13 protein-coding genes are annotated in these 13,833 nt (G+C 67.6%); 2 read left to right on the forward strand and 11 right to left on the reverse strand.

The features are described 5' to 3' along the window. Positions 1–22: 22 nt before the first annotated feature. The gene (locus ABFX56_RS02320; protein WP_346231668.1) at positions 23–772 is read left to right on the forward strand and encodes an SDR family oxidoreductase; all 750 of its coding nucleotides are present in this window, start codon (positions 23–25) and stop codon (positions 770–772) included. Positions 773–872: 100 nt separating this feature from the next. Beyond that, entirely contained in the window at positions 873–1,787 is a 915-nt protein-coding gene (locus tag ABFX56_RS02325; protein ID WP_346231669.1) for a hypothetical protein, read from the forward strand. 12 nt (positions 1,788–1,799) lie between these two features. Here ABFX56_RS02325 and ABFX56_RS02330 read toward each other — a convergent pair whose 3' ends face one another. The 11 genes from ABFX56_RS02330 to dnaJ all read right to left on the reverse strand — a co-directional run bounded on the left by ABFX56_RS02330 (position 1,800) and on the right by dnaJ (position 13,812). Then, on the reverse strand, positions 1,800–2,804 hold the full coding sequence (locus tag ABFX56_RS02330) for a D-alanine--D-alanine ligase family protein (RefSeq protein ID WP_346231670.1): 1,005 nt from the start codon (positions 2,802–2,804) through the stop codon (positions 1,800–1,802). A gap of 8 nt (positions 2,805–2,812) precedes the next feature. Next, positions 2,813–4,009 (reverse strand): alanine racemase, encoded by a 1,197-nt coding sequence (gene alr / locus ABFX56_RS02335; RefSeq protein WP_346231671.1) that lies wholly within the window; start codon positions 4,007–4,009, stop codon positions 2,813–2,815. Between the two features lie 24 nt (positions 4,010–4,033). Next, the gene (gene leuA, locus ABFX56_RS02340) at positions 4,034–5,833 is read right to left on the reverse strand and encodes a 2-isopropylmalate synthase (protein WP_346231672.1); all 1,800 of its coding nucleotides are present in this window, start codon (positions 5,831–5,833) and stop codon (positions 4,034–4,036) included. A gap of 423 nt (positions 5,834–6,256) precedes the next feature. Further along, the gene (locus ABFX56_RS02345; RefSeq protein WP_346231673.1) at positions 6,257–7,591 is read right to left on the reverse strand and encodes an MFS transporter; all 1,335 of its coding nucleotides are present in this window, start codon (positions 7,589–7,591) and stop codon (positions 6,257–6,259) included. A gap of 251 nt (positions 7,592–7,842) precedes the next feature. After that, the gene (gene era / locus ABFX56_RS02350; protein ID WP_346231674.1) at positions 7,843–8,751 is read right to left on the reverse strand and encodes a GTPase Era; all 909 of its coding nucleotides are present in this window, start codon (positions 8,749–8,751) and stop codon (positions 7,843–7,845) included. After that, positions 8,748–10,058, reverse strand: a complete 1,311-nt coding sequence (locus ABFX56_RS02355; RefSeq protein ID WP_346231675.1) for a hemolysin family protein — start codon at positions 10,056–10,058, stop codon at positions 8,748–8,750. The genes era and ABFX56_RS02355 overlap by 4 nt, the downstream gene beginning before the upstream one ends. 10 nt (positions 10,059–10,068) lie before the next feature. Then, a complete protein-coding gene (ybeY, locus tag ABFX56_RS02360) occupies positions 10,069–10,530 on the reverse strand; it encodes an rRNA maturation RNase YbeY (RefSeq protein ID WP_346231676.1) in 462 nt (153 codons plus the stop codon). Continuing rightward, the gene (locus tag ABFX56_RS02365) at positions 10,527–11,573 is read right to left on the reverse strand and encodes a PhoH family protein (RefSeq protein WP_428834385.1); all 1,047 of its coding nucleotides are present in this window, start codon (positions 11,571–11,573) and stop codon (positions 10,527–10,529) included. Before ABFX56_RS02365 ends, ybeY begins: the two co-directional genes overlap by 4 nt. Beyond that, entirely contained in the window at positions 11,563–11,919 is a 357-nt protein-coding gene (locus ABFX56_RS02370; protein WP_346231677.1) for a histidine triad nucleotide-binding protein, read from the reverse strand. Before ABFX56_RS02370 ends, ABFX56_RS02365 begins: the two co-directional genes overlap by 11 nt. A gap of 56 nt (positions 11,920–11,975) precedes the next feature. After that, positions 11,976–12,710, reverse strand: a complete 735-nt coding sequence (locus ABFX56_RS02375) for a 16S rRNA (uracil(1498)-N(3))-methyltransferase (RefSeq protein WP_346231678.1) — start codon at positions 12,708–12,710, stop codon at positions 11,976–11,978. Between the two features lie 4 nt (positions 12,711–12,714). Beyond that, positions 12,715–13,812 carry a molecular chaperone DnaJ gene (dnaJ, locus tag ABFX56_RS02380; RefSeq protein WP_346231679.1) on the reverse strand — a complete coding sequence of 366 codons (1,098 nt, stop codon included), beginning with the start codon at positions 13,810–13,812 and terminating at the stop codon, positions 12,715–12,717. Between the last annotated feature and the right edge of the window lie 21 nt (positions 13,813–13,833).

Here is a 13,833-nt window from a genome sequence, read left to right on the forward strand (position 1 = left end):
GGCACAGCCACACAATGGATTCATGAGAGAAACTACGTTGGTAACCGGCGGCACAGGAACTCTGGGGCGCATCGTGGTGCGCAGGTTGCGGGAGGCCGGGGCGACCACGCGTGTGCTCAGCCGGCACGCCGCGCCTGGGGTATCCGTCGGCAACCTGGCCACGGGGGTCGGCGTGGATGCTGCGCTGCAGGGCGTAAGCACCGTCATTCATTGCGCCACGGGGAAGAACGACCCGAAACAGGCTGAGAACCTCATCGCGGCCGCTCGACGGGCCGGCGTGTCGCATCTGGTGTACATCTCAATCGTCGGGGTGGACCGGCATCCGTTCCACTACTACCGGGCGAAGTACGCGGTCGAAGGTCTCGTCGAGCACAGTGGCCTGCCGTTCACGATTTTGCGGGCGACACAGTTCCACAACCTGGTGGTGAGCGTGCTGAGCGCGCAGCGGCCCTCGCCGTTCATCCTGGTTCCTGATGTGCCGATCCAGCCGGTCGAGGTCGACGAGGTGGCTGAGCGTCTGGTTGCTCTGGCGGGGGCAGAGCCTTCCGGGCGGGCGCTGGACCTCGGCGGTCCGCAGATCCGCCGCCTGCGCGACCTGGCGGCGTTGTGGCGCACGGCGGCGGGCCGGCGCGGCGTGCTCGTGCCGCTGGTGCTGCCGGGTAAGACGTTCCAGGCATTCACCGCCGGCCTGCATCTGGCACCGGAGCACCCCGACGGCACGGTCACTTTCGAGCAGTTCCTGTCGCAGCCGGTGTCGACTCTGAGGCGCTGAGGGCCGCACCGTCCGGTCCCCGAATGCGGCCCATGGCCGGTGACCCGGCCGTGAAAACGGGGGCTGGGAACGGCTTCGAGCTCGATGTACCCTGCCCTGCATGGCTGCGGGCGAAGATGCGGGCGAAGAGTTGGGCGCGCGCGCTCGAGCAGCCCTGGACCTGGTCTGCCAGGATGCCGTGGCATGCGACCGGTTCACCAGGGCGTACACCGGGACGGGAGACGCCCTTCTCGCTCTCCGTGCGGCCGCCGACCCCGTGAGCAGCATCCCGGGCGAGCAGCTCGATGCGTTGCGCAGGATCGCCTTCGGGCGCACACGAAGTGCCGCGGAGGAAACCGCCGCATTGGCGGCGCGGCACGTGCTCCACGACGAAGAGCGTGTCCGCGCCCGGAACGCCGACGCACTGGATCGAGCCATCCACGCCCTCGGTGAAACCGGCGGAGCCGGGCACAGTCCCGCTCCACCGCCGCCCGCGGATGCCGGGCCAGCGGTAACCCGTCCCACCGGCGTGCTCCGGCGGATCTGGATCGCACCGATCGCGGCACTGTGTCTGGTGGTCGGCTATGGCAGCGCAGCTTTCAGCAGACACTCGACCAGCGCACCGCCGTCACCACCCGCAGCGCACGCGGAAACGGTGCAGCAATTCGCGGTCGTCGACCCGCCCAAAGCGACGAACGCGGGGTGGACAATCGCCGCCGAGGAGTGGTTCAGCACGCCTCAACTTGAGGAAGACACTGTTGACGCCCCTGCAGTGGTGAACGATCTGGGGATCGATCCGGCCACCACCCGCCTTATGGGAACCACTGTCCACGGCGCGCTCCTCTGGATCGCGAAGGGGACGAACCGCAGCTACTGCATAGTCGGAATGCGGCCCTGGAACGGTGGGGCTTTCGGCCTTTGCACCACGGTGGCCAACTTCCGCCGTGGTGGCCTGGAGCTGACGCAGGGACTCGACTCCGTCCGTTGGGACGGCATCAAATTCACAACCTCGTCCACCACGTCAGCGATTGGCTAGGCCCTTGCTGCGCTAGGCGGTGCGGGCCGGACGAGCGACCAGCGCGCGGTCGATGAGGCGGTTCAGCAACTGGCGATAGTCCACGCCCACGACGTCCCACATGGTGGGGTACTGGCTCAGTGCCGTCATCCCCGGCATGGTGTTGACCTCATTGAGGGTAATCGTGCCGGCCTCGTCGAGGAAGAAGTCCACCCGGGCCAGCCCCTCGCAGCCCAGCGCGCGGAACGCGGCGAGGGCGAATGCTTCGAGCCGGGTGGCGGCCAGAGAGTCGAGCTTGGCAGGAACCTCGAACTCGTGGCCGCCGTCGGTGTACTTGGAGGCGTAGTCGAAGAAGGTGCTGCCACCGGACGGGCGGATGCGCAGCGGCGCGCCAATCGACAGGCTGCCGTCGGCTGCCTGCAATACACCCAGATCCACCTCGGTGGCGTCAATGAGCGGCTGGATCAGCGCCGTGGAGTCAGAGGACAGCGCCAACCCGATGGCGGCATCCAACTGCTCGGCCGTATCGACGCGGCTCACGCCGACGCTGGATCCCGACCGGTTCGGTTTGACGAACACCGGGTAGCCGAGTTGGTCGGCACCAGCGGCGGCACCGGACCGGTCCAGTTCGGTGACCGCCACGGTGGGGATGGTGGGCAGACCAGCCGCGGCAAGCACGTTTTGGCACAGCAACTTGTCCATCGCCAGGGCGCTCGCGAGCACCCCGTTGCCCACGTACGGGATTCCAGCCAGGTCGAGCAGGCCCTGCACGGTGCCATCTTCGCCGAACCTGCCGTGCAGCACCGGCAACACCACATCGATGCCGGTGAGGTCGGGCAGCAGCGTGCCGGTCCCCGCGGTCGCGAGGCCACCGATCGAGTCGAGCCGGTGCCAGCCACCGCGCTTGTCCACGCCCAGCAGCACCGGGGCGAAGCGCTCCCGGTCCAGGCTGCCGAGGACCCCCTCCGCGGACGAGCAGGAGACCTCGTGCTCGGTGTTGGCTCCGCCGAAGATGATTCCTACGCTGGTGTGGCTCATGGGTTCTTTCAATGTCGATTCTGGTCGGATTGGTGATTCAGGCGATGTTGATTCAGGTGAGTGCGTCGCATCCTGCCGCCGAGACCGGTGAGGATTTCGTGCGGCAGGGTTCCGGAGATGGTAGCCCATTCCGCGGCATCCGGTTCGCCCACGGCGGCGTCGCCGAGCAGCACGACCTCATCGCCGAGGTGCACACTGGCATCACCGAAATCGACGCTGAACTGGTCCATCGACACGGCGCCGACGATGGGATAGCGGGTTCCGCCGAGCACGATTTCGCCGACCCCGCCGAGCGACCGTGGAACCCCGTCGGCGTAACCGACCGGGATCAGCCCGAGGGTGGTCGGCTTGGCGGTGACATACTTCTGTCCGTAGCCGACGCCGACGCCGGCGGGCACCCGCCGCAGCTGGGTGACGTGGGAAACAGCGCGCAGCGCGTACTTCAGCCCGTACTCGATGCCGTCGACGGTCTCGATGCCGTAGACCGAGGCGCCGCAGCGCACCATCGTGAACGAGGTACGCGGGTGGGCGAGGGTGGCGGCGGAGTTGGCCAGATGCCGCTCCTGGGGGGTCAATCCTGCCGCCAACGCGACATCGATACCGGCCTGGAACGCCAGCCACGCCGGTTCGACGCCGGACCAGTCCGGATCGGTGGCCAGCGCGAGGTGCGACCAGACGCCGGTAACCCGCACCGAACCGTCATCCTCGGCCCGCTTGGCCTGGGCGCACAGCGCCGGCCAGGCGGCGGCCGGAGTGCCGGCCCTGGACATCCCGGTATCGATCTCCAGGTGCACATCGGCGCGGATGCCGGCGGCTGTCGCGGCGGCGATGACCGCCTCGAGCGTGTCGTGGTTCGCGCACGAGACCGTCACCTGGGTGCGCAGCGCGCCGGCCAGGTCGCTCCACGGGTCGACGAGCCAGGCCAGGATCGGTGCCGTGACGCCGGAGCGGCGCAAGTGAAGCGCTTCGTCGACGGTGGCCACGCCGAGCCAGGCGGCTCCGGTCTCCATGGCAGTGGCAGCCACTTCCGCGGCGCCGTGGCCGAAGGCATCCGCCTTGACGACCGCCATGAACTTCGCGTCGCTCTTGGAGCTGAGTAACCGGATGTTCTCGGCGATCACCGAATGATCGATCGTGCACAGTGCCGTCGGTCGGGCCACCCTGGGTGCTTCGTGCGAACCAGGTACGGTCTGCACAAACGTCATCTCACGATAATACGGCGAACACCCCTAGGCGACGGGCACCCGCGCCGCGCTCGACTGCGTGGACGGTACCGGTTCCGGCGTCCAGTGGCTGTCCCGCAGGGCTCGGTTGACGGCCGAGACGACGGCCTTGAGCGAGGCGGTGGAGATGTCGGCGTCGATTCCGACGCCCCACAGCGGCCTGCTGCCGACGGAGCATTCCACGTAGGCCGCGGCGACCGCATCCCCGCCGGACCCGAGGGCGTGCTCGACGTAATCGAACACCTTCACCTCGATGGAACGGGCCGCGAGGATGTCGAGGAACGCGGCGATCGGGCCGTTGCCTTCCCCGTCGACCTCCACGATGTCGTGGTCGACGCGCAGCTTCGCGTGCAGGTGCACGCTGCCGGCCATGTCGCTCGAGGTGCGGGTACTGAGCAGTTCGAAGCGGCCCCATTTTTCCGGGGCATGGCTGGCGGGCGCCGGCAGGTATTCGTCCTGGAAGATCTCCCAGATCTGCTGGCTGGTGACCTCGCCGCCCTCGGCATCCGTCTTGGCCTGCACCACGCTGCTGAACTCGATCTGCAGTTTGCGCGGCAACTCGAGCGCGTGGTCGGCCTTGAGCAGGTACGCGACGCCGCCCTTGCCGGACTGGGAGTTGACCCGGATGACCGCTTCGTAGCTGCGGCCGAGGTCCTTCGGGTCGACGGGCAGGTACGGCACGGCCCAGAGCAGGTCGTTGACATCCTTGCCCTGCCCAGCCGCATCGGCCTCCATGGCCTCGAAGCCTTTCTTGATCGCATCCTGGTGCGAGCCGCTGAACGCGGTGTAGACCAGGTCGCCCGACCACGGCGTGCGCTCGTGCACGGGCAATTGGGTGCAGTACTCGGCCGTGCGCTTTACCTCGTCGAGGTCGCTGAAGTCGATCTGCGGGTCGATGCCCTGGGTGAACAGGTTGATGCCGAGTGCGACCAAGTCGACATTGCCGGTGCGTTCCCCGTTGCCGAACAGGCATCCTTCGATGCGATCGGCGCCGGCCAGGTAGCCCAGCTCCGCCGCGGCGACAGCTGTGCCGCGGTCGTTGTGCGGGTGCAGGGACAGGATGATGTTCTCCCGGTGGTTCAAGTGCCGGGACATCCACTCGATGGAATCGGCGTACACGTTCGGGCTGGCCATCTCCACCGTCGCGGGGAGGTTAATGATGACGTTGCGCTGCTCGGTCGGCTCGAACACCTCGATCACCTGGTTGCAGATGTCCAGGGCGAATTCCAGTTCGGTGCCGGTGTAGCTCTCCGGTGAGTACTCATAGTAGATCTCGGTGCCGGGCACGGTGGACTCCATGGCGCGGCACTTGCGGGCGCCGGCCAGCGCCAGGTCGATGATGCCCTGCTTGTCGGAGCGGAACACCACGTCGCGTTGCAGCACGCTCGTGGAGTTGTAGAGGTGCACGATGGCGCGCTTGGCGCCGCGGATGGCCTCGTAGGTGCGCTCGATCAGGTGGTCTCTGGCCTGCGTCAGCACCTGGATGGTCACGTCATCCGGAATCAGATCTTCCTCGATGAGGGTGCGCACGAAGTCGAAGTCGGTCTGGCTGGCCGACGGGAAGCCAACCTCGATTTCCTTGTAGCCCATCCGCACGAGCAGGTCGTACATGACCCGCTTGCGCTCGGAGTTCATCGGATCGATGAGCGCCTGGTTGCCATCCCGCAGGTCTACCGCGCACCAGCGCGGGGCCTTGCTGACGTGGTTGCTCGGCCAGGTGCGATCCGGCAGTTCGATCGAAAACTGCTCGTGGTACGGACGGTACTTGTGTATCGGCATCGCCGATGCTGACTGCATGTTCTTCATGGTCTCGCTGCTCCCCGGAGCCTCATGGGCTCGCGCTGTTGGGCTTTCGCCTAGTCTGTTCAGCCAACGACAAACTCCGCGACGAGGAAGGCCTGGGTTAGGACTCGGCGCGGCAGCTAAGGAGGAGCAGACCGTATGGCACGGTTCCAGGGTAGCACCGTGCCGCCGTCCCGGGCGACCGCACCGCATTCCCAGCCGCCCCTCCGCCTTTGCCGCGCGACCGTCCCGCCGTCCGGCCCACCCGCATCCGCACCCCGTTTCCTCACCACGTTTCCTTACCCCGTTTCCTTACCCCGTTTCACGGAGTTTCTGTCTCCGGGGCCCATCTGGGCAGCCAAGTAGGGGCCAGCCGGACAGAAACTCCGTGAAACGGGTTTAAGAAACGGGTTTGAGGGGGCCCGGCGAAACGGATGGCGAGGGCGGCTAGTCCTCCAGAGCCTGGCCGCGCTTCTCCGGCAGGGCGAAGGCGCCGGCCGCGGCGACCACGAAGAACGCGGCAAAGATGGCGAACAGGAGCACCGTCCCGCCGCCGTCACGCAGGAACGGCACGGCCAGCGGCGCCAGGATGGAGGCGATCCGTCCGATGCCGGCCGCCCAGCCCGCGCCGGTGGCGCGCATCCGGGTCGGATACAGCTCCGGAGTGACCGCGTACAGCGCACCCCAGGCACCGAGGTTGAAGAACGACAGCAGCATGCCCGCGATGATCACCTGCGAGACATCGCTCGCCACGCCGAACAGCGCCGCGGAGACGGCAGCACCGATCAGAAACACCGCGAGAGTCTGGCGCCTCCCCCACTTCTCGATGAGGTAAGCGGATGCGGCGTAGCCGGGCAGCTGCGCCAGCGTGATGATCAGCGTGAAGCCGAACGAACGCACCAGCGAGAACCCGGAGGCGACCAGGATGGTGGGCAGCCAGATGAACGCGCCGTAATAGGAGAAGTTGACGCAGAACCAGACCAGCCAGAGCGCCGCGGTGCGTCGGCGCAGCTTCGGGGCCCACAGTTCGGCGACGCGGGTACGCACCCCGGCTGTCATCCCGGTTGTGATCGCGTCGCTCGACGCCGGCAGGCCAGCCGCGGCTTCGAAGCGGCGCACCGTCGCTTCGGCTTCGCCGTGCCGGCCATGCGACTCAAGGAAGCGCACCGACTCAGGCAGCCGAAGTCGCACGAACACGGCGTACAGCGCCGGCGCGGCGCCGATCAGGAGTGCCCAGCGCCATCCGTCCGCCGAGGCGGGAACGACGACGTAGCCGATCACCGCAGCCACCGTCCAGCCGACCGCCCAGAACGACTCGAGGATGACGATGATCCGGCCGCGGATGCGCGGTGGCGCGAACTCACTGACGAGCGTAGAGGCGACCGGCAATTCGGCGCCAAGCCCGAGGCCGACGACGAAGCGCAGGGCGATGAGCACGGCGACCGACAGGGACAGCGCCGAGGCGCCGGTGGCCAGACCGTAGATCAACAAGGTGATGGCGAACACGTGGCGTCTGCCGAACTTGTCGGCCAGCAACCCGCCGAGGGCAGCGCCGACGGCCATGCCGACGAAGCCCGAGGAAGCGATGAGCGACAGTTCCAGGCTCGTCGCGTGCCACTGCACCGCCAGCTGGGCGAGCACGAACGAGATGAGCCCGACGTCCATCGCGTCCAGTGCCCAGCCGAGGCCGGACCCCACGAGCACCCGCCGGTGCTCCTTGGTGAACGGCAGGGCATCCAGTCGTTCGGTTCGGCTCAGGCGCGCGGAAACGTCGGTCGTCATTGGGTCCATTTCAGGTCAGTCAATGAGCGGAGTGCGGCAAAGGTTTTCCGCAGGGATGATCGAACTTTATTGCATCCGGCGCCCTCACGTCTGCCGCCGGGCGCAATTGTTACGCTCAGTCCAGTAATTCGCCGAGTGGGCCGCGCGCCCTCGGCGTACCCGTCACCGGCTCCCGCGACAGAACTCGAGGGTGCGGCGAGGTGACTTCGGGCGCGGGGAAACCCAAGGCCACGCATTCGGCAGGGTCCGGGTTAGAAGCCCAGGCGACCCAGCAGCTTGGGGTCGCGCTGCCAGTCCTTCGCGACCTTCACTCGCAGCGACAGGTACACCTGTTTGCCCACCAGCGGCTCGATGGATGCGCGGGCGCGCGCTCCCACCTCGGCCAGCCGGCTGCCCTGATGCCCGATGATGATGCCCTTCTGGCTGTCCCGCTCCACCCACAGGTTCGCGTACACCTCCAGCAGTTCCTTGTCGTCCCGGTGCACCAGGTCGTCGATGGTGATCGCGATGGAGTGCGGCAGCTCGTCCTGCACCCCCTCGAGCACGGCCTCGCGGATCAGCTCGGACACCCGAGCCTCGAGGCCCTCCTCGGTGACCGTTTCCTGTGGGTACAGCGGCTCGGACACCGGCAGCAGCGCGATCAGCTCGTCGGTGAGCACGTCCAACTGCACGTCGGTGACCGCGGACACCGGGATGATGCTCTCCCAGTCCCGCAGCGCGCTCACCGCGAGCAGCTGCGCGGCCACAGCCGACTTCGACGTCGCATCCAGCTTGGTCACGATCGCGACCTTCTTCGCCCGCGGGTAGGCGTCCAGCTGCTCGTTGATGAACCTGTCGCCGGGGCCGAGTTTCTCGTTCGCCGGCACGCACAGGCAGATCACGTCCACCTCGGCCAGGGTGGATTGCACCACGTCGTTGAGCCGCTCGCCGAGCAGCGTGCGCGGCCGGTGCATCCCGGGGGTGTCGACCACGACCAGCTGCCCGGATGCGCGGTGCACGATGCCGCGGATGGCGCGTCGGGTGGTCTGCGGCTTGCTACTGGTGATCGCCACCTTCTGCCCCACCAACGCGTTGGTCAATGTGGACTTGCCCACGTTGGGGCGGCCAACGAAGGTCACGAATCCGGCCCGGAAGCCGTCACTTTCAGTGGACACGCTCATTCACCGTTCCCGTTCTTGGGTTTTTCGTCCTCGAACGCGGCCTGCGCGTCGATCAACGACTGGTCCCGCTCCACCAGCACCGTTCGCAGCCGCCGGCGGCGGCCCTCGGTGCGCTCTGCGGTGAGGATGAGGCCGGAGTAAGTGGCGACCGACCCGGTGTGCGGCAGCCGGCCGAGCGCCTTCGTGAGTAGTCCCCCGACGGAGTCGACCTCGTCGTCGTCCAGTTCGATGCCGAACAGCTCCCCGAGTTCGTCCACCGGCAGTCTGGCACTGACTCGGAAGCGTCCCTCGCCGACCGCCTCGACCTCCACCGTCTCATGGTCGTACTCGTCCGAGATGTCACCGACGAGTTCCTCGATGAGGTCCTCCAGAGTCACCAGGCCGGCGATGCCGCCGTATTCGTCGACCACCATGGCCAAGTGGTTGGACTCCAGCTGCATCTGCCGCAGCAGGTCGTCGACCTTCTTCGACTCCGGCACGAACAGGGTCTGCCGCAGCAGGGTGCGCACCGGCACGTTCTCCCCGCTTCTGGGCCGCTCGAAACTCATCCTGGCCACATCGCGCAGGTACAGGATGCCCAGCACCTCGTCGACGTCCTCACCGATCACCGGCATCCGAGACACGCCCTTGCTGAGGAACAGGCCCATCGCGGCGCCCACCTCAGCGTCGCCGTCGACCACCACCATGTCCGTGCGCGGGATCATCACCTCGCGCACCACGGTGTCGTTGAACTCGAAGATCGAGTGGATCAGTTCGCGGTCGTCCTCCTCGAGCACCTCGAGTTCGGTGGCCTCGTCGACCATGCTGAGCAGCTGCTCCTCCGAGGAGAAGGTGGCCGTCTTCGGGCGGCCGGGGGTGACCCGGTTGCCCAGGGCGACCAGCGCGGCGGCCACCGGGCCGAGCAACACCCGCAGCGTGTGTACCAGCCAGGCGCTCCACCGGATGATGGCCCTCGCGTTGACCCGTCCGACGCTGCGCGGGCTGGAGCCGACGAGCACGAAGGAGGCCACGGTCATCGTCAACGCGGCCAACAGCAGCACCCACCACCACTGACTGAACACGGAGGACAACGCCAGTGTGATGAGCACCGCCGCGGTGGTCTCTGCCACGACGCGGACGAAGTTCACCGCGTTCACGTGGGCGCCGACATCCGCCGCTATCGCGTTCACCGAGACGGCGGCTCGGGAACCGACAGCCAACTCCTGCAGGTCGGCGCGGGACAGCGCCGCCAGCGCGGCGTCCACCGCGGCCATCAACCCGCCGAACGCCACCAACAGCACTGCGACGCTGACGAAAACGGGGATCATGGCCGACCCTCTAGGATCGTCGCTCGTGCATGGTGAACCCCACCAGGATGTCGCGCTGCACGCCGAACATCTCCTTCTCTTCTGCAGGCTCCGCGTGATCGAAGCCGAGCAAGTGCAGGATGCCGTGGGCGGTGAGCATGAGCATCTCATCCAGCGCGCTATGGCCGGCGGTCTCCGCCTGCGCCACCGCGACCTGCGGGCACAGCACGATGTCGCCGAGCAGACCGGCGGGGGTGACGGCATCTTCGGTACCCGGCCGCAGTTCGTCCATCGGGAAGCTGAGCACGTCGGTGGGTCCCGGCTCGTCCATCCACTGCACGTGCAGTTGTTCCATCGCCGCCTCGTCCACCAGCAGGATCGCCAGCTCCGCATCCGGGTGCACGTTCAAATGGTCGAGCGCGTAGATCGCCAGGCGCTGCAGCGCCGACTCGTCCACCGCGATCGCGGACTCGTTGTTGATCTCGATGCTCACTCGGACTCTCCCTCGGCGCGGGCCTCGCCCTGGCGAGGCGCCAGCCGCTGTGCCATGCGCTCGTTGTCGTACTTCGTGTAGGCGTCGACGATCCGGCCGACGAGGGTGTGCCGCACCACGTCGGCGCTGGTCAGGTAGGAGAAGTGCAGCTCGGGGATCGAATCGAGCACCCGGGTGACCAGCCGCAGCCCGCTGGCGCCGGTGGGCAGATCGATCTGGGTGATGTCGCCGGTGACCACCATCCTGGAGCCGAATCCGAGCCGGGTGAGGAACATCTTCATCTGCTCCGGCGTCGTGTTCTGCGCCTCGTCGAGCACGATGAACGAGTTGTTCAGCGTTCTGCCCCGCATGTAGGCCAGCGGCGCGACCTCGATGGTGCCAAGGCCGAGCAGTTTCACGACGACATCCGGGTCCATCATCTCGCCCAGCGCGTCGAAAAGCGGCCGCAGGTAGGGGTCGATCTTGTCGGTCAGGGTGCCCGGGAGGTAGCCGAGGCGCTCACCCGCCTCCACGGCCGGCCGGGTGAGGATGATGCGGTCGACCTCTTTGCGTTGCAGCGCCTGAACGGCCTTCGCCATGGCCAGATAGGTCTTGCCGGTGCCGGCCGGGCCGATGCCGAACACGATGGTGTTGTCGTCGATCGCGTCGACGTACTCCTTCTGACCCGCGGTGCGGGGACGGATGCTCTTGCCTCCGCGGGTGAGGATCGCCTGGCTGAGCAACTCGGCAGGGCTTGTGGACGGTTCACCGGCCAGGAACCGGGCCGATTCGCGCACCTCTGACGGGGCGAGGTCGTGACCGGTCTTCACCATCGTGATGAGTTCTTGCACCAGACGGTGGGCGGCCTGCACCTGCTCCTGCGGGCCGGTCAGCGTGATCTCGTTGCCGCGCGCGAGCACGTCCACGAGCGGGAACTGCTTCTCGACGGTGCGCAGTAACCGGTCCTCGGGGCCGAGAAGGCGGACCATGGCGACGTCGTCGACCCGCAACTGCACCCTGGCGCTGCCGGGCTCTCCCGCAAGGAAAATGTCGCTACTGGGCAAGGGTGCCTTCCGGCAACTCTCCGCCGAGAACGTGCGCGTGCACGTGGAACACCGTCTGTCCCGCCGAGGAGCCGGTGTTGAACACCAGCCGGAACTCGCCGTTGCTGAACTGCTTCGCCAGCTGATCGGCCGTCGCGACCAGTTCGGCCAGCAGGTTGGGGTTGGCCGCGGCCAATTCGGTGACGTTCCGGTAGTCGCCGGCCTTGGGCAAGACCAGGATGTGCACGGGGGCCTGCGGGGCGATGTCGTTGAAGGCGATGATGCGGTCGTTTTCGAACACGATGTCGGCGGGGATGTCCCGGTCGATGATCTTCGTGAAGATCGAACGCTCGTCGCTGTCTGCCATGTGCTCCATCGTAACCGCCGCGCCGTGATCACGCCCGGCCGGGCGAGCCGGTCCGCTCACCATCGCCCCAGCACACCGTTCAGTGCCGCGATCGCGGCGGGGCCCGCGGTGGAGGTGCGCAGCACCGCGTCCCCGAGGCGCACCGCGCGGGCGCCGGCCCGCGTCAGGGTGTCCAGTTCCTCCGGCGCGATCCCGCCCTCCGGGCCGACCACCAGCACCAGGTCCCTGGCGTCCTGCTCTGCTGCGACGGCGGTCAGGTTCAATTGCGCGCCCGGGGCGAGCACGAGCATCCGGGTCGCCTCGGCCTGTCGCGCGAGTTCGGTTGTGGTCAGTTGATCGGCCACCGCCGGGATCCACGGTCGCAGTGATTGCTTGGTGGCCTCTCGAACGATGCTGGCCCAGCGCTCGCGGCCCTTGTCCGCCTTGGCACCCTGCCAGCGCACGATCGAGCGTTGTGCCGCCCAGGGGATCACCGTGTCGACGCCGAGTTCGGTGGCCGCCTGAATCGCCAACTCGTCCCGGCCGCCCTTGGCCAGCGCCTGCACCAGGGTGAGCGTCGGTGCTGGCGCGGGGACCCGGCGCACCTCCTGGGCCCGGATCGCCAGCCGGTCCGCCGCCGCCTCCAGCACCGGGCCGGTGACCACCAGTCCGCTGCCGTTGCCGATCGAGAGGGTCTCGCCGACCCGAATCCGGCTGACGACCACGGCGTGCCGGGCTTCCGCGCCGAGGATCGACACCGTCGAGCCGACTGCGGCATCCGTCAGCTGCTCGTTCAGGTAGAAGTGCGCCATCCGGTTACAGGTTCAGGAACCGATCGCGCAGTTTCTGGAACATGCCCTGCTGGAACCGGGTCAAGGTCGGCGGCGTCACCTTGTGGCTGCGGGCGAACTGTTTGATCAGGTCCTGCTGCTTGTGGTCGAGTTTGGTCGGGGTGGCCACTTGGATGCCGATCTTGAGGTCGCCGCGGCCGCTGCCGCGCAGCCGGGTGATGCCGCGTTCCTTGATCGTGAGCACGTCGGAGCTTTGGATGCCGGGCCGGATGTCGACCCGCACCTCGCCGTCCAGGGTCTTCAGCGTTGCCGTGGTGCCCAGGATGGCATCGGACATCTGCACCTCGAGGGTCGCCAGGAGGTCGTCGCCGTTGCGGCTGAACACCTCGTGGTGGCGCACCTTGATTTCGAGGTACAGGTCGCCGTTCGGTCCGCCGGCCGGGCCGACCTCACCCTGGGAAGGCAGTTGCAGGCGCACACCGGTGTCGACGCCGGCGGGAATGTCGACCGGAATGCTGCGCCGGGCGCGCACTCGACCCTGGCCCTGGCAGGTCGCGCACGGGTTCGGGATGACGGTGCCGTAGCCGCGGCAGGTGGCGCACGGGCTGGAGGTCATCACGTTGCCCAGCAGTGAGCGCACGGCGCGTTGGATCTGGCCGGTCCCGTGGCAGATGTCGCAGGTCACCGGGCGGGTGCCGGGCGCGCAGCACGAACCGCCGCAGGTCTCGCAGAGCACGGCGGTGTCGACCTCCACGTCGCGGTGGGCGCCGAAGATGACCTCGTCGAGGTCGACCTCCACCCGCAGCAGCGCGTCCTGGCCGCGTTCTTTCCTGGACCGGGGACCCCTGGTGGTGCCGCCGCCGAAGAACGTCTCGAAGATGTCGCCGAAGCCGCCGAACCCGTTACCGCCGAACCCGGCTTGCGGGCCCAGGTCGTATTGCTGTCGCTGCTCGGGGTCGGACAGCACGTCGTAGGCGTGCGTGACGTCTTTGAACCGCTCGGAGGCATCCGCGCCGGGGTTGACGTCGGGGTGCAACTGTCGCGCCAGTTTGCGGTACGCCTTCTTGATTTGGTCCAGCGTGGCATCCCGCGGGACGCCCAGTACTTCGTAGTGGTCAGTCAATCCAGTTCCTCATTCGCCCCA

Source organism: Parafrigoribacterium mesophilum, from assembly GCF_039652555.1.
Classification (GTDB): Bacteria; Actinomycetota; Actinomycetes; order Actinomycetales; family Microbacteriaceae; genus Parafrigoribacterium; species Parafrigoribacterium mesophilum.